General features: G+C 65.7%; 23 protein-coding genes and 1 pseudogene. 2 read left to right on the forward strand and 22 right to left on the reverse strand.

Going from position 1 to position 25,059, the window contains the following annotated elements; all coding sequences use genetic code 11:
* Positions 1-33 precede the first annotated feature (33 nt).
* The gene (gene peaA, locus KDB76_RS16700) at positions 34-1,599 is read right to left on the reverse strand and encodes a quinohemoprotein amine dehydrogenase subunit alpha (protein WP_038410440.1); all 1,566 of its coding nucleotides are present in this window, start codon (positions 1,597-1,599) and stop codon (positions 34-36) included.
* Positions 1,600-2,057: 458 nt separating this feature from the next.
* Between peaA and KDB76_RS16705 the strand changes: the two genes are divergently transcribed.
* The gene (locus KDB76_RS16705) at positions 2,058-3,551 is read left to right on the forward strand and encodes an aldehyde dehydrogenase family protein (RefSeq protein ID WP_013972847.1); all 1,494 of its coding nucleotides are present in this window, start codon (positions 2,058-2,060) and stop codon (positions 3,549-3,551) included.
* A gap of 152 nt (positions 3,552-3,703) precedes the next feature.
* A complete protein-coding gene (locus KDB76_RS16710) occupies positions 3,704-5,017 on the forward strand; it encodes a hypothetical protein (RefSeq protein WP_024087216.1) in 1,314 nt (437 codons plus the stop codon).
* 138 nt (positions 5,018-5,155) lie between these two features.
* Here the strand turns inward: KDB76_RS16710 and KDB76_RS16715 are convergent, their stop codons facing one another.
* The 21 genes and pseudogenes from KDB76_RS16715 to KDB76_RS16815 all read right to left on the reverse strand — a co-directional run bounded on the left by KDB76_RS16715 (position 5,156) and on the right by KDB76_RS16815 (position 24,994).
* Positions 5,156-6,448 carry a tryptophan 7-halogenase gene (locus KDB76_RS16715; RefSeq protein ID WP_038409716.1) on the reverse strand — a complete coding sequence of 431 codons (1,293 nt, stop codon included), beginning with the start codon at positions 6,446-6,448 and terminating at the stop codon, positions 5,156-5,158.
* The gene (locus tag KDB76_RS16720; protein WP_013972850.1) at positions 6,441-7,118 is read right to left on the reverse strand and encodes a hypothetical protein; all 678 of its coding nucleotides are present in this window, start codon (positions 7,116-7,118) and stop codon (positions 6,441-6,443) included. Before KDB76_RS16720 ends, KDB76_RS16715 begins: the two co-directional genes overlap by 8 nt.
* The gene (locus KDB76_RS16725; RefSeq protein WP_013972851.1) at positions 7,108-8,841 is read right to left on the reverse strand and encodes an ABC transporter ATP-binding protein; all 1,734 of its coding nucleotides are present in this window, start codon (positions 8,839-8,841) and stop codon (positions 7,108-7,110) included. The genes KDB76_RS16720 and KDB76_RS16725 overlap by 11 nt, the downstream gene beginning before the upstream one ends.
* A gap of 1 nt (position 8,842) precedes the next feature.
* Positions 8,843-10,753, reverse strand: coding sequence for a sigma-54-dependent Fis family transcriptional regulator (locus KDB76_RS16730; protein ID WP_038409718.1), 1,911 nt, complete (start codon positions 10,751-10,753; stop codon positions 8,843-8,845).
* A gap of 1,668 nt (positions 10,754-12,421) precedes the next feature.
* Positions 12,422-12,607: pseudogene (locus tag KDB76_RS29880) on the reverse strand (RHS repeat-associated core domain-containing protein); the annotation flags it as partial.
* A gap of 160 nt (positions 12,608-12,767) precedes the next feature.
* Positions 12,768-12,917 (reverse strand): hypothetical protein, encoded by a 150-nt coding sequence (locus tag KDB76_RS16740; protein ID WP_023661487.1) that lies wholly within the window; start codon positions 12,915-12,917, stop codon positions 12,768-12,770.
* The gene (locus KDB76_RS16745; RefSeq protein ID WP_038409719.1) at positions 12,914-13,762 is read right to left on the reverse strand and encodes a CsgG/HfaB family protein; all 849 of its coding nucleotides are present in this window, start codon (positions 13,760-13,762) and stop codon (positions 12,914-12,916) included. Before KDB76_RS16745 ends, KDB76_RS16740 begins: the two co-directional genes overlap by 4 nt.
* 33 nt (positions 13,763-13,795) lie before the next feature.
* The gene (locus KDB76_RS16750; RefSeq protein ID WP_038409720.1) at positions 13,796-14,209 is read right to left on the reverse strand and encodes a curli assembly protein CsgF; all 414 of its coding nucleotides are present in this window, start codon (positions 14,207-14,209) and stop codon (positions 13,796-13,798) included.
* Positions 14,206-14,607 (reverse strand): curli production assembly/transport protein CsgE, encoded by a 402-nt coding sequence (csgE, locus tag KDB76_RS16755; RefSeq protein WP_038409721.1) that lies wholly within the window; start codon positions 14,605-14,607, stop codon positions 14,206-14,208. Before csgE ends, KDB76_RS16750 begins: the two co-directional genes overlap by 4 nt.
* Positions 14,604-15,131, reverse strand: a complete 528-nt coding sequence (locus KDB76_RS16760) for a type II secretion system protein (RefSeq protein WP_038409722.1) — start codon at positions 15,129-15,131, stop codon at positions 14,604-14,606. The genes csgE and KDB76_RS16760 overlap by 4 nt, the downstream gene beginning before the upstream one ends.
* Positions 15,106-15,480, reverse strand: coding sequence for a type II secretion system protein (locus KDB76_RS16765; protein ID WP_038409723.1), 375 nt, complete (start codon positions 15,478-15,480; stop codon positions 15,106-15,108). Before KDB76_RS16765 ends, KDB76_RS16760 begins: the two co-directional genes overlap by 26 nt.
* A 5-nt stretch (positions 15,481-15,485) precedes the next feature.
* Positions 15,486-15,965, reverse strand: a complete 480-nt coding sequence (locus tag KDB76_RS16770) for a type II secretion system protein (protein WP_013972858.1) — start codon at positions 15,963-15,965, stop codon at positions 15,486-15,488.
* Positions 15,962-17,827 carry a secretin N-terminal domain-containing protein gene (locus tag KDB76_RS16775; protein ID WP_038409724.1) on the reverse strand — a complete coding sequence of 622 codons (1,866 nt, stop codon included), beginning with the start codon at positions 17,825-17,827 and terminating at the stop codon, positions 15,962-15,964. The genes KDB76_RS16770 and KDB76_RS16775 overlap by 4 nt, the downstream gene beginning before the upstream one ends.
* Complete coding sequence (locus KDB76_RS16780) at positions 17,824-18,333, reverse strand: hypothetical protein (RefSeq protein WP_024087222.1); 510 nt, start codon at positions 18,331-18,333, stop codon at positions 17,824-17,826. The genes KDB76_RS16775 and KDB76_RS16780 overlap by 4 nt, the downstream gene beginning before the upstream one ends.
* Positions 18,333-18,896: a type 4a pilus biogenesis protein PilO gene (gene pilO / locus KDB76_RS16785; protein WP_015270592.1), complete on the reverse strand. Its 564-nt coding sequence runs from the start codon at positions 18,894-18,896 to the stop codon at positions 18,333-18,335. Before pilO ends, KDB76_RS16780 begins: the two co-directional genes overlap by 1 nt.
* Positions 18,883-19,425, reverse strand: coding sequence for a PilN domain-containing protein (locus KDB76_RS16790; RefSeq protein WP_015270593.1), 543 nt, complete (start codon positions 19,423-19,425; stop codon positions 18,883-18,885). Before KDB76_RS16790 ends, pilO begins: the two co-directional genes overlap by 14 nt.
* A gap of 1 nt (position 19,426) precedes the next feature.
* Entirely contained in the window at positions 19,427-20,218 is a 792-nt protein-coding gene (locus KDB76_RS16795) for a hypothetical protein (protein WP_024087223.1), read from the reverse strand.
* A complete protein-coding gene (locus KDB76_RS16800; RefSeq protein ID WP_024087224.1) occupies positions 20,202-22,007 on the reverse strand; it encodes a GspE/PulE family protein in 1,806 nt (601 codons plus the stop codon). The genes KDB76_RS16795 and KDB76_RS16800 overlap by 17 nt, the downstream gene beginning before the upstream one ends.
* Before the next feature lie 60 nt (positions 22,008-22,067).
* Positions 22,068-22,601: a response regulator gene (locus KDB76_RS16805; protein ID WP_031325917.1), complete on the reverse strand. Its 534-nt coding sequence runs from the start codon at positions 22,599-22,601 to the stop codon at positions 22,068-22,070.
* 248 nt (positions 22,602-22,849) lie between these two features.
* Positions 22,850-23,491, reverse strand: a complete 642-nt coding sequence (locus tag KDB76_RS16810) for a SurA N-terminal domain-containing protein (protein WP_013972866.1) — start codon at positions 23,489-23,491, stop codon at positions 22,850-22,852.
* A gap of 12 nt (positions 23,492-23,503) precedes the next feature.
* Entirely contained in the window at positions 23,504-24,994 is a 1,491-nt protein-coding gene (locus KDB76_RS16815) for an ABC transporter substrate-binding protein (protein ID WP_193384119.1), read from the reverse strand.
* Positions 24,995-25,059: the final 65 nt, after the last annotated feature.

Here is a 25,059-nt window from a genome sequence, read left to right on the forward strand (position 1 = left end):
TCGATCCGTTGGAAAACCGTAAGCCCCCTGCCGTTACGGCAGCGGCGGGTTGTTCCAGCGCTGTACGGTGACGATCATGTGCCCCTCGCCAGTCTGGCCACCGTCGGCCAGGGTGGCGATGACCTTCAGGTTGCCGGCGTTGTTGGTCATCATCTTGCGCTCCGGGTTAGGGCCAGCACCGCCTGGCACGAACACGCCATCGGCCTGCATCTTCCCGGCGAACTTGACGTCTTCGTCCTCGACCGCACGCTCGTTGAACGGCTCGACCTTCCAGCTGGCCGGCAAGTAGCCGATGCGCAGCGGCTGGCCATTGGCGTCCTTGCCCCAGGCTTCGGCCTCGAAGCGGCCCTGCACCTTGGGCACCGAGGCACCGTTTTCGCCGATGCGGGCGATGGAGAACGCCGGCACCACTTTCACTTCCTGGACTTTGTCGTACACCGCCAGGTTGACGCCCTTGAGCGCCCCTACGGCGACTTCGCGCTGGCCAGGCTTGGCATCGGCCGCGGCGCGGGCCTTCACCCGTACCAGGGTTGGGGTCTGCTCCAGTACCTCGGTCACTTCCACGCCAGCGCCCAGGTCCGGTTTGCCGACCAGGCCGCTGCCGACCAGGGTGATCTCGCTTTCGCCACCGGCCTTGATGAATGCCGGCTGTACCGCCAGCAGGCGCGCCTTGCCCTCCTTCACTGCGGTGAAGTCCAGGCCACGCTCGTCGTGCTCGGCCTCGAACATGCGGCCCTTCATTTCGCCATCCAGCGCGGCGAACACCTGGCGCAGGTTGGCGTCGCCGACCTTGACGTTGCCACGCCATTCATAGCCGTTGTAGAGGATCGCCGAACCGCTGCCATTGAACGGCGTGCCGTCGGCATAAGCGCCCTTGACCTCGACCTTGAAGGTATCGCCCTGGTCAGGCGTGACGCTCATCACCCCGCGCACATCGCCCTTGGTCAGCATGTGGCCGCTGAATGCCCACTGGCCCGGCAGCGCATCGGCCTTGGGCCTGGCCTTCTGCCATTCGGCCCACGCCGCGCTTTCCAGCGGGTAGCGCTTGGCCAGGTCCGGCACCACTTGTTGCAGGGCGATCGGCAGCCAGTCGCGGTCACGCGCCTGGGCCTGGTATTCGAGGGACGGCCACTGGCCGAGATGGAAGTTGACCAGGTGCTCCCACTCCTTGGCCGGGCGCCGCTGCAAGGCGACACGGGCACCGGAGTGGCAACGGCCACAGGTTTCGCTGAGCTGGGTGTCGAACTGCTCGACGGTGTTCAGCCGGCGCTCCATGGCATACCGCACGCCATCGGTTTCGCTGGGCGCCAGGCCCTGCTTGTCGGCCAGGTACTTGACCAGGGTGCGGCGGTCGTCGTCGCTGATCTGCAGGCCGTGCATCACCTGCATGCGGGCGATGCTCATCAGCCAGCCTTCCGGCGTCTTGCGCTGGTGGCTGATGCGGCTGTAAGTGTCGTTGCCTTCGGGGATATGGCACCCCATGCACTTGTTCTGCAACAGGCTCGGGCCCTGCTCGGCCGCCATGGCCTGGGTGCTCAGCAGCGCGGCGGCGACCAGCGCCAGTTTGCCCGCATGCCGCCGGAGTCGAGTCGTCTTCAAGGTCAGACCTCCACGGTTGTTGTTCTTATCGTTTTCGCACGCTTTGGTACAGCAGGTGTGCATGTGACGGTTGCGATACAGGAACTGTGCCAGGTGCTGTAAAAGTGTTTTCTTTCAACCTGTTAGCCGGTTTTTCGGCCTTGGCCAGCAGCAGGTATGGCCAATTGCAGCGTGCCATTTCGCGACAGGGTGTTTCATCCTGAGACAAGGGCCTGCCCGCTCCCACACGCCGGGGCCAGCGCCGTACCTGTGGGAGCGGGCGTGCCCGCGAAGAGGCCGGAACAGCCACTGTTTCACCACCGTCTCACACCGTCTCAATGTGCAACAGCGCAACCCTGCAATCCCAACCTTGCACCAGGACAAAACCCAACCCGTTCAACGGTTTGCAGCCATCTATCGACCTTGGCACGCCCATTGCGCCTATGCCTGTCACATCCAATGACAAGAGGCACCGTCCCATGCTTTCCGAACTGCCCATCCTGCCCGCCACCCGCGCCTTTCTCGAACGCAAGCTGAAGATGCGCATCGGCGCCGACTGGCAGGACGCCGCCAGCGGTCGCACCCTGTCGTTCCGCAACCCGGCCACTGGCGAGGTACTGGGTGAAGTGCCCGCCGCCGAGGCCGAAGATGTCGACCGCGCGGTGCGCGCCGCTCGCCAGGCCTTCGACGATTCGCCGTGGAGCCGCCTGCGCCCACGCGAACGGCAGAACCTGCTGTGGCGCCTGGCCGACCTGATGGAGCGCGACGCCCGCCAGCTGGCCGAACTGGAATGCCTGAACAACGGCAAGAGCGCCGCCGTTGCCCAGGTGATGGACGTGCAACTGGCCATCGACTTCCTGCGCTACATGGCCGGCTGGGCCACCAAGATCGAGGGTAGCACCGTCGAAGCCTCGATGCCGTTGATGCCCAACGACCAGTTCCATGGTTTCGTGCGGCGCGAGGCAGTGGGCGTGGTCGGCGCCATCGTCGCCTGGAACTTCCCGTTGCTGCTGGCCTGCTGGAAGCTCGGCCCGGCCCTGGCTACCGGTTGCACCGTCGTGCTCAAGCCCGCGGACGAAACACCGCTGAGCGTGCTCAAGCTGGCTGAACTGGTGGACGAAGCCGGCTACCCGGCTGGCGTGTTCAACGTGGTCACCGGCACCGGCCTGAACGCTGGCGCCGCACTCAGCCGCCACCCCGGCGTGGACAAGCTGACCTTCACCGGCTCCACCGAGGTCGGCAAGCTGATCGGCAAGGCAGCCATGGACAACATGACCCGCGTCACCCTGGAACTCGGCGGCAAGTCGCCGACCATCGTCATGCCCGACGCCAACCTGCAGGAAGCCGCCGCCGGCGCGGCCACGGCGATCTTCTTCAACCAGGGCCAGGTGTGCTGTGCCGGGTCCCGCCTGTACGTGCACCGCAAGCATTTCGACAACGTGGTGGCCGACATCGCCGGCATCGCCAACGGCATGAAGCTGGGCAGCGGCCTGGACCCTGCGGTGCAGATGGGCCCGCTGATCTCGGCCAAGCAGCAGGACCGCGTCACCGGCTACATCGAGCTTGGCCGCGAGCTGGGCGCGACCATCGCCTGTGGTGGCGAAGGCTTCGGGCCTGGCTACTTCGTCAAGCCGACGGTGATCGTCGATGTCGACCAGCGCCACCGCCTGGTACAGGAAGAGATCTTCGGGCCGGTGCTGGTGGCGATGCCGTTCGATGACATCGACGAAGTGATCGGCATGGCCAACGACAACCCCTATGGCCTGGGTGCGAGCATCTGGTCCAACGACCTGTCTGCCGTGCACCGGATGATCCCGCGCATCAAGTCGGGGTCGGTGTGGGTCAACTGCCACAGCGCCCTCGACCCTGCCTTGCCGTTTGGCGGCTACAAGATGTCCGGCGTCGGCCGTGAAATGGGGGCGGCTGCCATCGACCACTACACCGAGCTGAAATCGGTGTTGATCAAGCTCTGATCATTTTCCTGTACCGGCCCTTTCGCGGGTAAACCCGCTCCTACAGGATCATCACAGGCCTGAACACTGTGGGGTCCTTGTGGGAGCGGGTTCACCCGCGAAGAGGCCGGCACAGGCAACCCGAGAACAACAACAAAAACATGGAGCACACCATGAGGCACAAACTCGCCTGCACATTGGCCCTGCTGTTCGCCGCCCCCATCACCCAGGCTTACGAGCTGTACAACCACGACGGCACCACCCTCAACGCCGACCTCGAAGCCCTGTTCGGCGCCTTCCACAGCGACGAAAGCTTCAACCTGGCCGGCAACCGCAAGCCCGGCAGTACCGCCTGGCAGGAAGGCTACGTCAAGTATGGCCTCAGCGGCAGCCAGGCCCTGGCCGACAGCGGCGCGCTCTACGGCGCCTTCAACCTGCTTAGCTCCGCCACCTGGGGCGACGGCGATGCCGCCGGCCTGACCCTGGGTGACGAGCGCCGCACCGCCATCGAAGACCTGTACCTGGGCTGGCGCTCGGCCAACCTGTTCCCGGCCTTGGGCGAAGACGGCGTGGACATTTCCGGCGGCCGCCAGGTGGTGACCCTGGGCGACGGCTTCCTGATCCAGGGCGACCCGGTGAACCTGGGCAAGGTCGACCTGGGCGCCAACTTCGACCGCGGCGGCGCCTACTACCTGGCCGCACGCAAGGCCTTCGACCGCACCGCCGTGCTGCGCCTGGGCGGCAAGCAAGGCTGGCGCAGCGACCTGATGTGGCTGAAGTCCGATAACCACTACCAGGCCGACACCTCGCTGGCGGTGGCCAACCTGGAGCACGTCGCCGACGCCGGCACCGTCGGCCTGAGCTGGATCCGTGGCCTCGACGTGGACCAGCGCTACGCGCAGATCATGGGCCTGGAACACCGCGACGGCATGGACACCGCCAGCCTGCGCGGGCGTGGCAACCTGGGGGTGAAAGACCTGGAGCTGGCCGCCGAGTACGTGACCCAGGACAAAACCGGCGGGCGGGAGAACGCCTGGTACCTGGAGGGCAACTGGACCTTCTCCGAACTGCCCTGGTCACCCACCGCCACCTACCGCTACAGCCGCTTTTCCGAAGATTTCGACCCGCTGTTCTATGGCCTGAGCCGTGGCTATGGCACCTGGTTCCAGGGGGAGGTGGCAGCCAACTATGCCGGGCCGTTCAACAGCAACAGCCAGGTGCATCACGTGGCGTTGAAGGGCAAACCACGGGACAACCTGACCGTCGGCGCGCTGTACTTCGACTTCGATACGCTGGACACCGACCAGGGCAACCTGGGCGGGCGGGAGCTGGACCTGTATGTGGAATGGATGGTCAACGACCACCTGCTGATCAGCCCGCTGGTAGGGTTCTACAAACCGGAACGCAGCGCAGCCAATGGCGGGACGCAGCTGGGTGGGCGGGATACCGGCACCTATATGCAGCTGATCGTCGGGACTTTCTTCTGATTCGAAATCCTGGGGCTGCTGCGCAGCCCATCGCGACACAAGGCCGCTCCCACAGGTACAGCGCTGCCATCAAGGTTTGTGCAGACCTGTGGGAGCGGCCTTGTGTCGCGAAAGGGCCGCAAAGCGGCCTCGGCAATCTCAAACCAAGCCCTGCTCCAACAACCACCGCCGCACCATCATCTGCTGCTCCCCTGGCAGGCCTGACAACACTGCCTCGATAGGTCGGCCGCTACGCAGCCCACGCACCACCGGCGCCAGCTCCACCCCCTGCAAATGCCACACCCCCAACGGCTGATCCGCCGTCACCACCACCTCGGCCTCATCCACCAGCCCGTCACGCAACACCGGCCGCCGCTCGACCCTCACCGCGCTCCAGTCCGCCGCCACGTGCAATGCCTGCATGTCCGGCCAACCCTGCCGCCGCGCCCAGAACGGCTGCCCCACCCGCCCCTGTTCTTGCCCATAAAAATCCCGCCCGATCCGGGCAAAACGCAAAAACAGCTGTTCGATCCGCTGCTGGTGAAACTGCCGCGCCAACCCGGCCCGCTCGGGCCTGCGCAGCAAGGTATTGATCACCACCGGTGCCTGCAGCGCCGAAGACAACGACTGGAAGATCCCGTTGCCCGACAGTGGGTCAACGGCCATCGCAGCATCGCCCACGCGTATCCAGTCCTGCCCGACACACTCACCGGCCAGAATCGCGGTGCTGCTGCGCGCATGCACCTCTGCCGGCGCCAAGGCCCTGGCATCGAACAGCTCGGCCACCAGCACGCTGCCGGCTCGCCGCGCCGCACAGTAATCCGCCAAGCCGGCCTTGCCCGGCAGCCCGGCCGCGTCCAAGGTGACTTGCCAGTAGCAGCGGCCGTCTTCCAGGCGCGCCATCCACGCCCAGCCATCCGCCAGGCTCTCCACCGCCGACGCGGGCGCCCCGGGGGCGGCCTGCCAGACATTCAGCAAGCTGACCGTCTCCGGCCCGCGCAGGCGGTCGGCGGCCAACGGGGCCTGGCGGCCTCGGGCTTCGACCAGGAAATCGGCCTGCAGTATCTGCCCGTCGTCCAGGCGAATACCATGACCGACTTCGCGAACCACCTCACGCACCCGCCCCTCGACCACGCTCACACCCGCACGCTGAAGGTCGTCGCGCAGCGCCCGGTCAAACATTTGCCGGTCGAGTAGAAACTCCTGGTTCAGTTGCAGCTGCTGGCCGTTCCAGTGCACTTGCCGAGTCGCCGGCATCGCCGCCTGGCGCAACGCCCCGCCAAGGCCGGCATGGCGCAGCCCGTCCAGCACCCGCTGCGAAACCCCTTCGACCGCCGCAAACCGGCGCCACTCGGACACCACCGTCACCGCATAACCCAGCCGCCGCAGGCCAATGGCCGTGGCCGCACCCGCAGGGCCTGCCCCCAACACCACAATGCGCGGTTCAGCCATGGCCGACACCTCGTCGCTCGGGGCCGGTAAACGCCGCGTGGTGGCGCAACCAGTCATGAACCTGCTGCTGGCCCATGCCCGGCTCGTCACACAGCAACGCAGCGATCCTGCCACTCAGGGCCGCACAGCCCAGGCTCGCGCCCGCCCTGCCGCCCGCCCCCACATAACCGCCGAAGTCCGCCTGCCGGGTACCCAGCCAGGACCACTGGCCCGGCGCACACCGGGCATCGCCGGTAACCCGGATCACCCCGGGGTAGCTGGCCGGATACACCGGCCCGCCCTGCGCCGGGCTGGAGGCGCACAACAGCACACCCGCGGCCAAAGCCTCGGCGCAGGCCTGGTGCAGCACTGGCCGGTCCTGCTGCAGGCCAAGGCTGAGGTTGACCAGCGTAACCCCCGCTTCCACCAGCCACAGCAGCGCGGCCGCCACCTGCAAGGCACTGGTGCTGGCCTGGGCGCCGAAAACCTGGGCCAGCAGCACGGGCACCGGCCCGGCCTCCCGCTGCAAGCCGGCGAGCACCGCGCTACCGTGCCCAAGCTGGTCGGGCAGCATGTCACCTTCGCGCAACTGGCCGTCCTCCAGCCAGAAGCGGCGCGCGCCCAGCAAGGCGCTGGCCTGCTCCGGCGTGCAACCACTGTCGATCACGCCAACACGCACGTCAGTGCCCATGCCTGATCACCTCCTCGGGCAGCACCTGCAACTGGCCAGCGTGCAGCTGCAGGTGCAGGTCGGCATCGGCCAGGGTCGAAGCACGGTGGCTGATCAGGATGCGCGTGCGGCCGGCGAACAACTGGTCGATGGCCGCGATCACTTCGCGCTCGGTGGCTTCGTCCACCGCCGAGGTGGCCTCGTCCAGTACCAGGATCGCCGGCGCCTGCAGCACCGCGCGGGCGATGGCTATGCGTTGTTTCTGCCCGCCGGACAACTGCTGGCCACGCTCACCCAGCAGGCCGTCAAGGCCCAGCGGCAGGCTGTCGACCAGGCTGTCCAGCCGCGCCAGGCGCACCACCCGCTCCAGTTCCTCACGGCTGGCCTCGGGCACGCCGTAGGCCAGGTTCTGTGCTAGGGTGCCGCGAAACAGCACGATATCCTGGCTGACCACCGCAATACGCCGGCGCAGCGCGGCCAGATCCAGTTCGCGCAGGTCGGTGCCGTCCAGCAGGATGCGCCCGGCGTCCGGGTCGTAGAAGCGCTGCAGCAGGTCGATCAGGGTCGACTTGCCCACCCCTGAGGCACCGCTGATGGCCACCTTCAGGCCACCCGGCACGCACACCTGCACGTCGTTCAGCACCGCGCCCTGGCGCCCTTCATGGGCAAAACTCACCCCCTCGAGGCGCAATTCGCCCGGGCCGTCGGGCACCGGCTGAGGGTTGGCTGCCGGGCGCACGGCCACGGCCTCCTGCTTCAGTTCCATCACCCGCCCCAGGCTCACCGCCATGCGCTGCACCGCCACGTACAGGCCCAGCAGGCTCTGCACCGGCCCTACTGCCATGCCCATGTAGGTGGAAAAGGCGATCAGCGCACCTAGTTGCCAAGTGCCCTGGATTACCCACCAACCGCCGACCAGGAACGCGCAAGCGCGGCACCAGGAGGTAAGCGTGCCGGGAATGGCCTGGGTGAAGAATTCGGTCACCTGCACCTTGAGCAACTGGCGCATGTAGCCCTGCCCCAGCTGGTCCAGGCGCCCCGCCTCGCGGCCTTGCTGGCCGGCGGCCTGGATGAACTTCATCGCCGGCAGGGTTTCGACCAGGAATGACGACACATCTGCCGAGCGTTCGCGCAGGTTGCGTACTTCGCGCTCCACCTTGCGCCGCATCCAGCGCAGCCACAGCACTTCGATCGGCACCAGCAGCGCCAGCAGCAGCGACAGTTGCCACGACAGCATCAGCATCAACACCACCGCGCCCACCAGGCCGATCACCGCCGACACCGCCGAAAACAGCGAATCCACGGCAAAGCGCTGGATTTCCGCTACATCGCCATCCAGCCGCGAAAGGATGTCGCCGATGCGCCGCCGCCCGTAGAACGTCGGCGACAGCTGCTGCAGGTGGCGGTAAAGGTCGTCGCGCAGGGCAAACAGGATGCGCCCCGACAAGCGCGTGTGCAGGTAGCGGTTGACCCCGGCCAGCACGGTACCCAGCAGGCCCGCGCCGATCATGATCGCGGCCATGTGCCAGAGGGTCTGGTAGTCCTTGGCCAGCAGCCCCTCGTCGATCAGCGTCTTGACCAGCCAGGGTTGCGCCAGCGCCAGCAACGAGGCGCCCAGCGACAAACCGAGCAACAGGCCGATGGCGCGTCGATGGGGGCGCACGAAACCATACAGCCAGGCCAACGCCTGGCGCATGAGTACAGGGTCGCTGGACTCCACCAGCCGGGCGAACAGGCCGCCCACGTCAGCCGCGCAACTGTTTGAGCTTGCGGTACAGCGTCGCCCGGCTGATACCCAGCGCCTCGGCCGCCGCGGACACGTTGCCCTGATGGCGCGCCAAGGCGCCACGGATCAGCTCCAGCTCGTTGTCCTTGAGGCTGCCGGAAGGCGCCGTGCCACTGGCCAGTTCGTCCAGCAGGCAGTCGGTGAGGTGGTCCAGGGTCAGCACCTGCTCGCCGTCCTCGCGCACGGCCAGCGCGGTGCGCACGACCATTTCCAGCTGGCGGATGTTGCCCGGCCAGTCGAAGCCTTCGAGCAACGCGGTCAGGGCCGGGTCCAAGGTCACGCCCCGGGCATCGGACTTGTCCAGCAGCCCCTGGATGATCGCCGCCAGGTCATCACGCTCGCGCAGTGCCGGCAGGCGCAGCGACACGCCGTTGACCCGGTAGTAAAGGTCTTCGCGGAAGTGCTGCTCCTGCACCAGGCGCTTGAGGTCGCGGTGCGTGGCACAGATCAATGCCACGTCGATCTCCTGCTCGTCGCCCGCCCCCAGCGGTGCCACGCGCCGTTCCTGCAGTACCCGCAACAAGCGCGCCTGCAGCGCTAGCGGCATGTCGCCGATTTCGTCGAGGAACAGCGTGCCGCCGTGGGCCTGCATCAGCCGGCCGACCATGCCGCCCCGGCGCGAGCCGGTGAACGCGCCTTCACGGTAGCCGAACAGTTCGGACTCGATCAGCCCTTCGGGGATGGCCGCGCAGTTGACGGCCACGAACGGTTTGTCGGCACGCGGGCTGGCCTGGTGCAGGGCCCGGGCGACGACTTCCTTGCCGGTACCGGTCTCGCCCAGCAACAGCACCGGCAGGCCATTGCCCAGCCCCTGGCGGGCCATGCGCAGGTTGCGCGCCAGGCGCAGGTCGCCACCGGCCAGGGCGTCGAGGGCGGGTGACTGCTTGCCCGGCGCCGGCTTGCTCACCGGCGTGCTGCCGTTGACCCGGCCATGGCGCGGCAGCTGCAGGGCGCGGAAGTAGAACTCGCCCTTGGCCGTTTGCACACTGCTCACCCCGCCCTGCCACAGGCGGGCGATGAAGGCCGGTGACCGTTCACCCAGCAGGTCGCTGCTGCGCCGGCCCAACAGCTCATGGCGCGGCACCTGCAACAGCTGGCAGGCACTGTCGTTGGCAGCCAGCACTTCACCGTCCAGGCTCAGCGCCAGCAGGCCATGCCAGGCGCTGTTGAGGTATTGCGGGCGGCTGTGAAAAGCCAGCACCAATTGCTCCGGGTGGCACAGGCCGAACATGCGGCTTTCGATGTTGCCGGCCGCCAGCATCAGCGTCGACAGGCTGTCCTGTGGTTGCGCCATCACCCCTTCACGGGTGATGTCGAGCACGCCGATCACCTCGCCGCGCGGGTCGCGCAGGGGTACCGAAGTGCAGGAGAACGGGCTGAGGCGGTCGAGGTAATGTTCGCCGCAGTTGATCAAGGTCGGCCGGCCTTCCACCACTGCCGTGCCGATCGCGTTGGTGCCACGCAGCGACTCGCTCCAGCAACTACCCGGGTGCAGGTCGCGCAGGCCCTCGCGTTGCAGCACGTGCTTCTGCCCTTCGATGGCCAGCACGTTGGCCTGGGCGTCGCCGAGGATAACGATACCGGCCTTGCCCTGGCGCGCGACCAGGTAGTCCAGTTCCGGGGTAACGGCGTCGACCAGCAGGCGGTTGCGATCCAGCAGCATGCGCAGGTCGTGGCCCTGCTCCAGGCCCAGGCCGACCTGCTCGCCCTGCAGGCAATCCAGGCCATGGCCCAGGCTGCGGCGCCAGGAGGCATCGATCTCGTCGCGCAGCATGCCCAGTGGCAGCTCGCCTTCGCTGGCCAGCTTCAGGCGGGCCTGGCGGGATTCGTGCAGCGGGTCGTGGGCGTTTGTTATTAGTTGTCGCGCCATTTTCTACTCCGGCTGTACCCCGCAAGGTGGCGGGGAACGGGCTTGGGAATTTTCCGCAGTGTGCGGGAGAAATCCCTGGCCGTCATCAGGCTGAGGTAGAAGGTGGCATATGGTGACGTTTACGTAAAGGGACACGCAGGAGCACCGCCTTGCTCAAGATCTGAAAGCTTGCGCAAGCTTTGTGGGAGCGGGTTCCTAGAGGTCGATCACGGCTGCCGCTCGATTTCAACAAAGCCCAGGTGCCCGCCATACACCCGGCACCGGCCCATTCGCGGGTAAACCCGCTCCCACAGGGACGGCGTCGCACTTGAGATCACGCGGTACTTGTGGGAGCGGGCATGCCCGCGAACACCGGCAAAGCCGGTGCCATCCACCACGTCGTCTGCTTCGCGGGCGCGCCCGCTCCTACAGGGACGGCGCGGGCTTCGAGTTGGCGCTGAGCCTGCGGGAGCGGGCATGCCCGCGAACACCGGCAAAGCCGGTGCCATCCACCGCGTCGTCAGCTTCGCGGGCGCGCCCGCTCCCACAGGTACTGCGCTGGCTTCGAGTGGCGCTGAACCTGTGGGAGCGGGTTCACCCGCGAAGAGGCCCTCGAGGTCAATCACAGCTGCCGCTTGAGTCCAACAAAGCCCAAGCTCCCATCAGACACCCGGCACCGTCTTCCGCCCAACCAGCTGCTGCCTCTCCACCCCATCCAGCAACGCCTCCACCACCGCCTTGGCCGAATCCAGCCCATGGTTCACCGGCTGACGTGATCCATGTGGGAGCGGCCTTGCCGGAGCGCCGGACCGGTCGGAAAGGTCCGCAAAGCGGCCCCGAGGAATCAGCAGTGATCACTATGTTGGGCCAGTCATTCCTGTGAGGTCACTCCTGTCCGCCTTGTTTGTTCCATTTGATATCGAAGGTTGCTCTGCTGCTTTTCATTCATTTCCAGTCATGCACCAAGGCTGCAACCCACCTGGCACAGGAATAATTGGCCCGAAACAGATGTGGGAGCGGGCTTGTCCCGCGAAGCGACGCGCGGGCGGCGCTCAATCTCACAGGCGCCAAATCTCTACCGCCAAACACTTCAATTCCCAATCACCAAACCCCGGCCAGCGCTCTCGTCTTCTAAGGAGACTTCCCCAAAATCACGGCCACCGCTCTAAAACTGTGCCGATAATGCTCAACGAGCTCGACTCAAGATTAAGCGGCAATTTACAAACCAAACTCCCGAAGGATCTGATTCAAAGCTTGCTTGCTTTCTACCTTGCGGACGTTATGCACATAAAGATGCATCAACCCTGTCAGCACCATAGGATCACGTTCCGGGGCGAAGCCCTTGGCAGCATCTAAGTATGTTCGTGTCGAGCCATTCAGCCTGCTCGTATCTATAGCCAAAGCGGCCATTTTTTCATAATCTGTTAGACCGCCTAGCGTATCTAGTTCCGGAGCCGATTTTTTTTGTGCAGCAAGACGCTGCTCTGAATTTTTCCATATGGAATCGACTAACGGAGCCGCCGCTGGACTCACTCCAGATGCTTCTCTGTTGTTCGATGTACCTTGCTCCGTAGACGCTGACAATTTACGACGCTTACTGGCGGTAGAATAATCCGACTGGGGCAAAGGCTTATTTTTACGAGCCAAAGGAAACACTTTATTCTTTACTATATTCCTCCACCTAACCATCCCGCTTGGATCCGTAAAATTCACAGGGTCACCCCCACAATATGCATAGCAATTTATACCACCTTCAGCGAAAGGGCTAACCATGTCCACAGATAAAAACCTCATCAGCACCGGACTATAAATACGCTTGCCACCTCCTAAAAAATACCACCTCAAAAAGGTATCTCGAGGCTCTCCATTAAAACCAGTAAATGACTCATTCTGTACCGATACTTGATAACCATAGGCGGTATAGCCATCCCCCCATTTCCAGGCAAAGTGCCGACTCATTGTTTTCCCCTTGCAAACTTAAGATAGGAAAGCCTAGAGTTCGCTACCGATAAAAATAATGCAACTGGCAAAATTATTAGTATTCTTCGCCGACCGAGGCCAGGGCCTGATAGGAAATCGCCGGCAATCTGCGCCCCAGCAGGGTCAAAAGTGAGCAAAATGTTGTATCGCCTGCACTTGCCTCTTCGTGGACAAGCCCCACGAAGAGGCCCTCAAACTCACTCATGGTTGCTGATTCTGGCTCAAATACTTGTCCACCGTAGCCTGCCCTTCCCCCGCGTCCCCCGCCACCTGCCACAGCCGCCGTTCGATCCCCTGCGCCAGCAAGTGCCCCACCGCCGCCTCGATCGCCGACAGCACGCACAGCTGCGCCGGTTCGTTGGTGGTGTACCCCACCTCGGCCTCGAGCAGCTTCTTGAACTCGATGAACTTGAACACCCCCGCACTGCGCCCAACCGAATAGATGGTCTTGCTGGTCATCACATTGGCCAGCACCTGCCCGGTGCGCACGTCCACCGCGCGCAGGTTCACGGTCACCTGGTCGACGCGGTACTCGCGGGAGATATCTATCCCCAGGTAGCGGGCACCTTCGCCGCCGCTGCGCACGTTGGTGTCGTAGGCGATGATGCCGCCCTCCAGCATCAGGTTGGCAGCCTGCAGCGGCGGCAGTTCACCCATGATGTTTTCCGGCACATCGGGCTTTTTCTGCGAAGCACGGATGATCTTGCGCTCGGTCAGCAGGTTCTGCAGGCCTTCACGCTCCAGCACCACGAACCAGCCACTGGCACTCAGGGCGTCCATCAGCATGCTTGCCGCACCCTGGGTGACGCTGGTGGAGAACGAGCTGGCCGGGGTCGGCTTGTACTGCCCGGTCTGGTCACGGAAGCCGTACACCACCGCCATCAACCGGCCCTTGGGCCGGGGCATGTTGATCAGGTCGTAGTAGGTCGAGGCACGTGGGGTCAGGGTCGGGGTTTCCGAGTCCTGTTCGGCGGGCATCGGTTCGCGCAGGCCGCAACCGTGCAGGCCTAGTGCGGTGAGGATCAGCAGCGTGCTCAGCAGACGTTTCATGTTGTTCTCTCCCCTACAAACAGCCCTTCCCTCTCAGGGGTTGAGGCCGCTGACCTCAATGATCGAAATTTCTCCTGTGGCACGATCGGTGACCTTGATGCTCAAGGCCCCGGAATCGTCGATGACGTCGATGAGAAACGCATCGGTCGCCATGCTGCCGGTGTTGCCGTTACTGATGTTGTCCAGCAACTGCGACAACATCCGCGACTCCAGCTGGTTGCTGAAGCGCTCCAGGGCCGTGGTGCCGGCAAAGGCCGAGGAGCGGTCCTTGAGGTCGGGGTCGTCGTGATCGTTCTGCGCCTGCGCGTTGTTCAGCAACCAGGTGCCATTGAGCGGGTTGCCGCCAAAGGCCGGGTTGACCGGGGTGTACACCAGCTCGGTGGCCTGGGCGGCACACGCGCTGGCCAACAGGCAGGCGGCGATGCAACGGGGTATGTGGTGCTTCATAGCTCGTCCCTCTCCAGATCGGTGGTGTCCTGCAGCAGGCGTTGCAACTTGCGTTGGATGATTTGCTGCTTGACCAGGTCGGCTGCTGCAACGGCCTCGTCCTTGAGCTCGGTGGTGTTCGGCGGCAGGAAGCGGCGATACACCACCTCACGCTCGAACTCCACGGTGACCAGGCTGCCCCAGCGGGCATCCGGGCGTTCGCGCACCACCAAGTTGAAATCCAGCCGGCTGGTGGCGCGCAGGCGGTCGGCGAAGTAGTAGTAAAAGTCGTGGCCGATGTGCGAGATGGTGTTGTCGACGATGAAGCCTTTCATCTCGTCCTCGTCCCCGGCCCTGGCCGAGGTGGCCAGCACTGCCACCAGCAGCAGGCCCAGGCACAACGCGGCCAGGCGGCTCATGGCGTGTCTCCCGGGCCGGCATGGGTCTGCACGCCACCGGCACTTTCGGCAAAGGCCTGTTCGGCGACGAACTGCCAGTCGCTGTAATGTTCCAGCCCGTCGAAACCGCTCCATTCGGCGCTGAAGCCACTGCGCTTGAACGGGGTGGCGTCCGAGCGGCTGTGCACGCCGGTGATGCGGCCATCGATCGAGCGCAGCAGGCCCCAATCGTCGCTGTTGGTGATGGGGTCGGGGTACAGCCGGCGAATGTGCCGCCTGGCCTGCGGGAAGCGGTTGTCCTGCAACAGGTCGGCCAGTTCCTGCGGGTACTGGGCCAGCCCCGGCGAGGCGCGGTAGTAGCTGCGCAGGGCCTGGGCATACTGGCTGCCCACCCACAACAGCTGGCGTTCGCGGTCACGCTGGGCGGCACTGGCCCAGAGCGTGCCGGTGGCGGCCAGGGCCACGCTGCTGACCGCAATCAGCAGCAGTACGCCCAGGTAGGTGAAGCCGGCGTCGGCCTTACCATTCCGCGAACAGGCTGCCATCGCGCGCCCTCCCTGTGGCACCGCTCTTGATATCGGCCACGCCGCCAGCCACGCCTTCGGGCGGTGGCACCAGCTGCCAGGCATCGCTGCGCTCGGTGATCGGGTCAATCGGGGTGCTGCGCAGGTAACGCTGCTCCACCAACTGCTCCAGCGAGTCCGGGTAGTGGCCGGTGTCGCCGTAGTAGTGGTCCAGCGCCTCGCGCAGCACCGCCAGGCTCTGGCGCAGGGTGGCCTCGCGAGAGCTTTCCAGGCTGTTGAAGTAACGCGGCATGGCGATGGTCATCAGCGTGGCGATGATCGCCAGCACCACCAGCAGTTCGATCAAGGTGAAGCCCCGGCTGCGTTTCATCGCTGTCACCATTGCCCGTAGGGGATGTTGTTCAGGCCTTTGCCGCGGGCCTTGGAATACACGTCGAACACGTCTTCGCCTTCGCGCGGGTTGTCGGGGCTGCTGTTATAGGCGCGCAGCCCCCACCCGCCTTCGTCCTCGCCCTTGGCCGCCACCAGCGGGTCGTGCGGGATGCGCCGCAGGAAGTAGAACTTGGCGCCCTTGGCACTGCGCACATCGCGCACCCCGTCGACCAGCACCTGCAGGTTCGGCGGGTAGCCACTGGCGTCCAGGCGCTTCTCGATGTAGCCGGCATCGAACGCGCGCTTGTAGGCGTCGATGGCGTCGCGAATCTGGTACAGCGCCTCGCGCAGCTGCTGTTCCTTGCCGCGGCGCACCACGGTTTCGGTCAGCGGCGCGGCCATGCTGGCAAGCAGCCCGAGCAGTGCCAGGGTCAGCACCACCTCGATCAGGCTGAAGCCCTGCATGCGGCGCTGCGCGATCATGGCCGCGGGCTCCCTTTGGCCGGGGCGATCGCCATCTGGCTTTCCACCACCGGGGCATCGGTGGCCGGGGCATTGCCAGGCACATCCGCCGGCGGCAACGGCGCCATCTGCCGCACCTGCATGGCCGACTCGGTGCCGGTGGCGAACTCCATGTCCGACGGGCTCTGGTACGGCAGGTTGCGCACGATGCGCGGGGTGATCGCCAGCACCAGCTCCGACTTGCTCATGTCGTCCTTGTTGCTGCCGAACAGCCGGCCCAGGCCAGGGATGTCGCCAAGGCCAGGGATCTTGTTGCCGCTGGCGTTATGATCGTTGCGCACCAGGCCGGCCAGCACCTGGGTTTCGCCATCGTGCAGGCGCAGGGTGGTCTGGGCGTTGCGGGTGTCGACCTGGACCGGAATGGTGCCCTGGCGGGTGGCTTCCAGCGGGGTGGCGTTGCTCACCTCCAGGGCTACCTTGATCGCCACTTCGTTGTTCAGGTGCACGGTGGGCTGCACCTCAAGCTTCAGGCCCACGTCCAGGTAGGTGACGCTTTCGGTGATCACCGGGCCCTGGGTGGACGGCACCGAGGTGGCGCTGATTATCGGTACCCGCTGGCCGATGTGGATGCGCGCCTGCTCGCGGTTGCTGACGCGGATCACCGGGCTGGCCAGGGTGTTGATGTCCTTGTCCTGGGCGTTGATCTTGGCCTGCGGTGCCGGCGCGATGCTGATGCGGCTGGAGTCGATGCCCTTGAGCTGGTCGAGCACGCTTACCGGCTGGCCGTCGGAGCTCAGCACGCCGAAGGTGTTGGGCCATTGCAGGCCGAGGTCGAGGATGCGCGAAGTGGCCACTTCCATCACCTCAACTTCCAGCACCACCTCGGGGTTGGACTGGTCCTGCGACTGCAGCAGCTTTTCGGCCATGCGCACGGCATCGGGGGTGTCGCGCATGGTCAGGGTGTTGAGGCGTTCATCGACGAACACGTCGCGGGTCTTGAGCATGGTCTTGACCATGTTCAGCGCGGTGTTGGAGTCGATGCTGGTCAGGTAGAAGGTGCGCATGACCAGTTCCTGGTAGTCCTTGGTCTTCTGCGGCGAGTCGGGGTAGATCATCAGGGTGTTTTCGTTGACGATCTTCTGCCGCAGCTGGTTCTGTTCCAGCAGCAGCGCCACGGCGTCCTCGATGCGCAACTCGCGCACGAAGATGGTGGCCTTCATGTCCGGGCGCATGTCCTTGTCGAAGATGAAGTTGATGCCGGCAACCTGGGACAGCACCTCGAAGATGGTCTTCAGGTTGGCGTCGCGAAACTCCAGGGTCACCGGCCGCTCCAGTTTGCTGCGCAGTTGCGGGAACGGTTGTGCGGTGCGCGCCTGCACGTTCTCGATGTCGCTGCGCAGGGCAATGCCCTTCTGGTTCTGCGGGTCCAGGCGCAGCACTTCGCGCATGTAGCGCTCGGCACCGAACAGGTCACCCTGGCGCAGCGCCGCCTGGCCCAGCGCCACGCGCTCGTCGAGGGTGCGGATCAGCTCCAGCTGGCGGATGCCTTCCTGGGCGCGGCGGTTGTTCGGCTCCAGGGTCAGCACCCGGCCATAACCCATGCGGGCGCTGGCGAAGTCGTGGCGGATGCGGTCGGCGTCGGCCTGGGTCAGCAGCGCCTCGACCGCGGCCTGGCGGCTGTGGGCCAGGGCGATGTTCAGCTCGGTGTCACGTGGGTCTTCGCGCAGGGCTTCTTCCAGGCTGGCGATGCCGGCTTCGTACTGGCCCTCCTTCATCAGCTGTTCGCTGTCCTTGCGTACCGCACTGGAGCCGCAGCCGGCAATGGCCACGCACAGCGCCACAAGCAGGAATGGAGCCGGTTTGCACAGCTTTGACGACTTCATGGTGCGCTCCCTACAGACAAAGTCTGCGACTGATGCAAAGGCAGGTAGACCAGGTGCAGCTCGCTGGCCGATACCCGCTCGAGGCGGTAGGTGTCTTCGATCACGTCGCCCTGGCGCACGACGTAGAGTTTTTCGCCGCTCTGCAGGAAGATCTGCAGGTCGTCGCGGTCGCCGATGCGGCCAATGAACTGGAATGGCAGGGCCGGCGCAGTGGGGGCTGCGGCTACGGCGGGTGCGGTGACCACGGGTTGTTCGGTGACGGTGGCCAGGGCTTGGGGTTTGGTCCATTGTTGGGTCGGGAAGAGATCTCTTGAGGCTTGTTCCGGCCCTTTCGCGGGTAAACCCGCTCCCACAGGGACCGTGGATACCGCCGATTTTGTGGGAGTGGGTTTGCCCGCGAAGGGGGCAACACTGTCTTCCTCGCCGAACCAATGACCCGGTGCCCAGGCCAGCGCCGCACTCACGCCGAGGAAGCCAACCCAGATGACAGCACGTTGTGTGTTCATCATGACCTCGACAGGTAAAGGGTCATGCGCAGGCGGGCGTTGAGCTCGCTGTCGCCAATGCGTTTGCGTTGCAGCTCCAGGTCTTCCAGCACCAGGGTTGGCAACTGTTTGAGCAGGCCCTTGAGGAAACCGCGAATCTGCGGGTAGCTGCCGCGTACCGGCAGCACGATCTGGTAGCGCGCCAGTTGCGTCTTGGGGTCGATGCCCAGGGCATATTCGCCACGCGCCAGGCTGATATGCTCGGCGCTGGCCAGGTGGTACAGCCGCTCGATCAGCTCACTGGCCCGGGGCTGCCCCGGCAGTTGCTGGCGCAGGCTGTCGAGGGCCTGCTGCTCGGGCTTGATGGCAATCTTCAGCTCGCCACGCCTGACCCGCTCGACCTGCACGCTGGCGTCCGCTTCGGTGGCGCGCAGTTCGCGCAGGTTCTGCCATTGCGGCAACACCCCGGCACACAGCACGCCCACGGCCAGCAGGCCCACCGCAGCCGCAGCCAGGCCGACCGGGCCGACGCGACGCAGGCGCTCCTGGAGGATCAGGCTGTTCAGCGATTCACGGGCGCGCATGGCCGGTCTCCCAGGTAGCGGTGAGGGTGAAGCGCACCGGGTGTTCGGGCTGCGCGGCCAGCACTTCGTGGTTGAGCAACGACACATCGCTGAGCTCGGCACTGGCCTCCAGGCGCTGGTGGTACTGCAGCATCGCTTCCAGGTTGCGCGCCTCGGCGGTGATGCGCAGCTGGCCTTTGCGCGCGTCGGGGGCCAGGCTTAGCAGCGCCACGTCGTCCTGGGGCTGCGCTTCGAGCATGGCGAACAGCTGCTGCCAAGGCCGTTGCAGTTGCTGCGAGACGCTTTGCATCTGCGCCAGGCGCTCGGCCTGTTCGCGGCTGGCGGCGCTGCTCAGCGGCGCGACAGTGGCCGGGCGACGGCCCAGTTGCTGCTCCAGGCTGTGCACGCTGGCCTCCCGTTCGACCTGCTCGGCCTGCAAGCTTTGTTGCAGCAGCACCAGGCCGGCAACCGTGGCGCTCGCCACGGCCAGCAGCGACCAGGCCAACGGGCCGTTACGCCGGGGCTGGAATTCCAGGTCGAGGCGGCGCATGTCAGGCCACCGCCCGCCACATGGCGCACAGTGGGTCGGCATCGCTGGCTGGCTGGCACAGCTGCACCGCCGCCAGTTGCGGCACGTCACCCCGGCCCGGGGCATGCAGGTAGACCCGTGGCAGGTGCTCGCCGTACAGCTCGCAGGTACGCTCGATCAGTGCTTGCAGGGCCTGGTCACTGTCGGCACAGCCCTGCGTCAGCACTTGCTGCCAAGCCCCGCCGGCAGCCAGCAGCAGCACGCTGCGGCGCGGTTCGGCCAGGACGAACAGGAAGTCGCCCTGCCCCAGCTGCGCCGAGCAGCGGTTGTAGGCGGCCATCAGGTACGGCTGTACCGAGCGCAGGCTCAGGTGGCTTTCCCGGCCCAGCGCCTGCAGCCGCTGCAGCAGGGCCTCGGGCAACGCCGTGGCGATGCGCGCGGCACCGGCCGGCTCGGGCGACAGCACGATGCGCCAGTCGTCCAGCGGCTGCCCGTAGAGGTTTTCGAAACAGGCCCGGGCGTAGGCGTCCAGCTCGCGCGGGTGGCTGATGGCATCACTCCAGGGCACCAGGCAGAAGCGGCTGTACCGGGCCGACAGCAGTACCCGCAACTGGGCACCGCGCACGGCATGCTCGGCCAGCAGCGTGGCCAGGGCGTCGACGGCGGCCTCCCAGGCCGGTTGGGCGGCATCGCAGGTAAAGTCGCGGCTGCCCAGCCATTGGTGGTGATTGGCGTGCCAGCTACCCAGGCCCACACCTTCGGCACCGAGTACGGCACTGTATCTGTAAGCGCCACGATCAGATGAATGTGACACGGTTGATCTCCTCGAGTGTGGTACGGCCATCCCGGACCAGGTCCAGGGCCGAGGCCCGCAGCAGGCGCAGGCCACGCTGGCAGGCGAGGTTCTTGATTTGCGACAGAGGGCGACGCTCGACGATCATCTGCCGCAGGTCGTCGTCCAGGTGCAGCAGTTCGGCGATGGCGCTGCGGCCGCGGTAGCCACTGCCACGGCACTGGCCGCAGCCCTGGACGCGGACGAACTTCCAGCCGGCCACGCCCTCGCGGGTCAGGCCCGCGCCGTACAGGGTGTCGTCGTCGACTTCGCACGGCGTGGCGCAGTGCGGGCAGGCCAGGCGGATCAGGCGCTGGGCCAGCACCGCATTGAGCGCGGAGACGAAGCTGTAGGGGTCGACCTGCATCTGGCTGAAACGGCCGATCACATCGAACACGTTGTTGGCGTGGATGGTGGTGAACACCAGGTGGCCGGTGAGCGCCGACTGCACGGCGATTTGCGCGGTGTCCGGATCGCGGATTTCACCGACCAGGATCTTGTCCGGGTCGTGGCGCAGGATCGAGCGCAGACCGCGGGCGAACGTCAGGCCCTTCTTCTCGTTGACCGGGATCTGCAACACCCCAGGCAGCTGGTATTCGACCGGGTCCTCGATGGTGATGATCTTGTCCACGCCGTGGTTGATCTCGCTGATCATGGCGTACAGGGTGGTGGTCTTGCCGCTGCCGGTGGGGCCGGTGACCAGGATCATGCCGTAGGGTTCGGCGGCCAGGCGACGCAGGGCGCGCAGGGTTTCCTCGGCAAAGCCCAGGGCCTGCAGCTGCACGCCGCTGACCCGGTCGGACAGGTCCTGCTTGTCGAGCACCCGCAGCACGGCGTCTTCGCCGAAGATGCTGGGCATGATCGATACCCGGAAGTCGATTTGCCGGTCGCCCACGGCAACCTTGAAACGGCCGTCCTGGGGCACGCGTTTTTCGCCGATGTCCAGCTCGGCCATCACCTTGATGCGCGAGATCACCTGGTCGGCGAAGGCGCTGCCGCTGGCCTTGCCGGCGCCGTTTAGCACGCCGTCGATGCGGTACTTTATGGTCAGGCCCTGGCCGGTCATGCCCAGGTGGATGTCGCTGGCGTGCAGCTTGAGGGCGTCGTACAGCGTGGAGTTGACCAGCTTGACCACGCGGCTCTGGTCTTCGCTGATGCTGGCCAGCGACAGGCGCTGCAGCGGGTCGCTTTCGCTGCTGGTTTCGGCGTCGTGGTCAAGGGCGTCCACGGCGTGGAAGCTTTCTTCGTGGCGGGCCAGGAAGGTGGCGAGGTCCGCGGCGTGGGCCAGGTACAGCGGTGCGCCTTGCAGCACATCGTCGATCCAGGCCAGGCGGGCGTGGTCGAAGGGGTCGGCGAACACGCCCAGCAGTTGGCTACCCTGCTCGATCAGGACGAATTCACGCTTCAGGCACATCGCCAGGCTGACCTTGTCGAAGCGTGGGGTGCTGGCCAGCAGGGTGTGGCTGTCCAGCACCGGGTAATGCAGGGTCAGGCCCAGGCGCTGGGTGAAGGTGTCGGGGGTGTCGCAGGCCAGCTGTTCCAGGCGGGTGAGCAGGCGTTCGTCGCTGGTTTGCAGGCGGGCCTGGGCCAGCAGTTCGCGGGGGTAGGCAGAATATGCTTTTACCTGTGCCGGCCCTTTCGCGGGTAAACCCGCTCCCACAGGATTGCCGATTTCTTCAGAATTGCGGTGCCCCTGTGGGAGCGGGTTTACCCGCGAAGAGGCCGGTGCAGGCGGTAGAGCGTCCTGGGTTGCATCGAATGCTTCTGGCATGGCCTGCGACTCCGCTCAGGGGCGCGTCGCAGGCTGGCTCGGCCAGGGGTGCGGGCGCCGCTATTCCCCTGTGAGCAGTTGATCGTCGTCGGGCCCCGGGGGCTTGGCGCCGTTGCGTCGGCGGTCGGCCAATACCCAGCTTCCATCGTACAACTGCAGGGGGAACGATTCGTTCCTGTTCTGGCGTCGTTCGACAAACCCTTCAGCCGGGTTGTCCGTGGCCCTGCGCCGGCGCTCGATGCCCATCAGGTCGAAGACTGCACGGGCCAGTTCCACCAACGGGAACGGCTTGAACAGGACATGGCTCACACCCAGTTCGGCGGCCCGCTCACGCACCTCGACGGTGGGGTGGGCGGTAATCAGCACGAAGTGGCACTGCCTGTTCCTGCGTACGGTCTCCAGAACCTGAAAACCCTCCATGTCGGGCAAGCGGTAATCCAGCACGATCACTTGCGGTGCCAGGCTTGCAGCCTGCTCGATACCACTGGCACCGTCGTGGGCAACATGAACTTCCAGGCCTTGCGCCTGCAGGTACGCTTGCAGGTTCTGCGCAAGAGTCTGTTCGTCATCGACTACCAATACTCTGTTCACCAAGGTCGACTCCCAAGAACTGCCCGGTAACCCGGTCTGCGAAGTGCGCCCCTGTACAGGCTTGAGCAGGCTTCGTGCCAGGCGTGAAAAATCATGCTGCACCACTGTAAGTCATTGATTCGCCAGGGGTACCGATCAACATCCGTAACGCAGCGGGCAGGCGCACCGGCCTGGTTCCCCACATGCGGGGAAACTGATGGCACACTGCCAGATCGTTATTCCCCATGATTGGGGAAACGCCATCAGTCACCTCAGTCGGCAATCTCCACGATAGCGGACGCACGCAAACGTTGGCGCACGGACTGGCGCGCCTGCGCCTCCCGCTGCCCGATGAGCGTGGCCCTGGCTTGAACCAGTCCCTGTTCGCGTATGACCGAAGGTTCGTCATTTTGTTTCTGCACTCCTTGCAGGGTTTCCAGGCTGGCATCGTAGAATGCCTCCACTTCGGCCTGGCTGGGCGCGGCGACAGCGCTGAGCTGGGCATACACCTGCTGCGCGGCCAGCTCGCGCCGGGTGTACTCATTGTACTGTGCCCTATCGAAGCCCGCTTCCGCCAGCCGCCGTTCAAAGATTGCCGGGCTGCCAAGCGCGGCCTCTACCTCGCCCACATGCGCCGACACCTGCTCGTCGCTGATGGCTATGCCGCGGCGCTGGGCCTCCTGCCACAACAGCTCCTTGTCGATCAGTTCATTCAGTGCCTGGTCGCGCAGGCGCTGGTACAGGTTCGGGTTGCGGATACTGGCCACCGCGCGGCCCTGGGCATCCAGGTATTCGCTGAAATAGCGCTCCAGGCGCATCGTCTCGATCTCTACACCATTGACCCGCGCCGCCGGCATATCGGCCCAGCTTGCCTTGGCCAACACCTGCAACAGGCACAACAACAGAACGCGCATGGCAACCTCCGCTCAAGGGCTGTCCGGCAGTGGCCGGTACGGGGTGACCGCGGTGAAGCGCGGCCCGGGCAGGGCCACCGCCACCACATGGGCACCGGCCATGCCCTGGCGGCGACCGGGGCCAAAGCCCAGGGCCGGGGTCAGGCCGGTGGACACATCATGCAGGCCTTCCAGCGCGGCAATCAGCTGCTCGCGGCTGGTGTCGCGGCCTGTCTGCTTCAACGCTTCACTCAGCAGGCGCAGCGCGCACAGGGTGTTGACCTGCAACGACGCCTGGCGAGGGTCGAGGCCCTGGCGCTGCTGCAGGCCGGCCAGAATCGCCTGGCCCTGTTCGGTCCAGTCCCCAGGCACGTAGGGATAAGCCAGGAACACCCGTTGCGACCAAAACTCGGGCAAGCGCGCCACGGCGCCGGTCACCTGGCTGGAGGCGGCAAACAGGTATGGCTGGCGGCCGGCTGACTGCAGCGCCGAAGCCAGTTCGGCAAAGGCCTGGGCACGGCCGAGGAAGACAATGCCCTGCCCGTCCACGGCCTGGCCAGCAAAGGCCTGGGCCGCAGGTGGTGACCAGCCCTGCTGCTCAAGGCGTTCGCGCACCTGTTCGGCCAACGCCGCTTGTTCATTGCCGGCATACACCACACGCAGGTCGTTGGCAGCCAGCCCCAGTGCCGCGCGGGCGTGGCCGGCCAGGCTCAGCAATTGCGCGGGCAAGCCGGGCAACGGGTCAAAAATCTGTGGGCTGCCGCCGCTGCGTGGGGTGCTGCCGATCAGCGGTACATTGTGGGGCGCCAGCAAGGTTGCCAGGCGCTGGTCGAGCATGGGTGCCAATGGCGCGATCAGGGCGAACACCTGCTCCTGCTCCAGCAACTGCTTCAGCGCCCGTTCGGCGCTGGCCGGGTCGGATCCCGGGTCGAGCACCACCAGCTCCAGGCGTCGCCCGTGGATGCCACCCTGCTGGTTGAGTTGCGTCAGGCCGTCTTCCAGCACCGCACGCACCACCTGCCCGGCCTCGGTCAGCGGGCCGGATGCCGGCAGCAAGGTCCCCAGGCGCAGCACGCCCTCCTCCACGCCGGGGTCGCGCTCCTGGGCCAGGCGCTTGAGGTAGGCCGTGAGGTTGCGCTGGTCGGCCAAGGTGAGTTCGAAGCGCGGCATGGCCGGGTCCAGGCGATTGCCTGCCGGGTCGACGCCGTGCTGAATCGCCCGGGCCAGGCTGCTGTCGGTGTAGGCCGGATAGCGGCGGCCGTTGACCTCGCGTTCGCCCTGGCCTAGCGCCAGGCGCTGCCAGTCGAGGCTGGGCGGGCGTACGCCCCCTTCGGCACGGCCGCGGCCATCGTTGCCGTGGCAGCTGGCACAGGGCAGCACGCTGGCGGGGACCGTCATGTCGCTGGCACCGACCCGGGCCTGCAGTTGTGCGTCGCTGCTGGAGACGCCCTGGCGGTAGAGGTGTTTGCCGGCTTGTTCATGTTCGGTCAGGTCCAAGGCAAAGGCAGAAGAAAAGTGTGCCATGCCGAGCACGAACGCCAACCAGATCGCAAGCCCTGTGGGAGCGGTCTTTGTGGGAGCGGCCTTGC

Source organism: Pseudomonas sp. JS425 (genome assembly GCF_018223845.1).
Classification (GTDB): domain Bacteria; phylum Pseudomonadota; class Gammaproteobacteria; order Pseudomonadales; family Pseudomonadaceae; genus Aquipseudomonas; species Aquipseudomonas asiatica.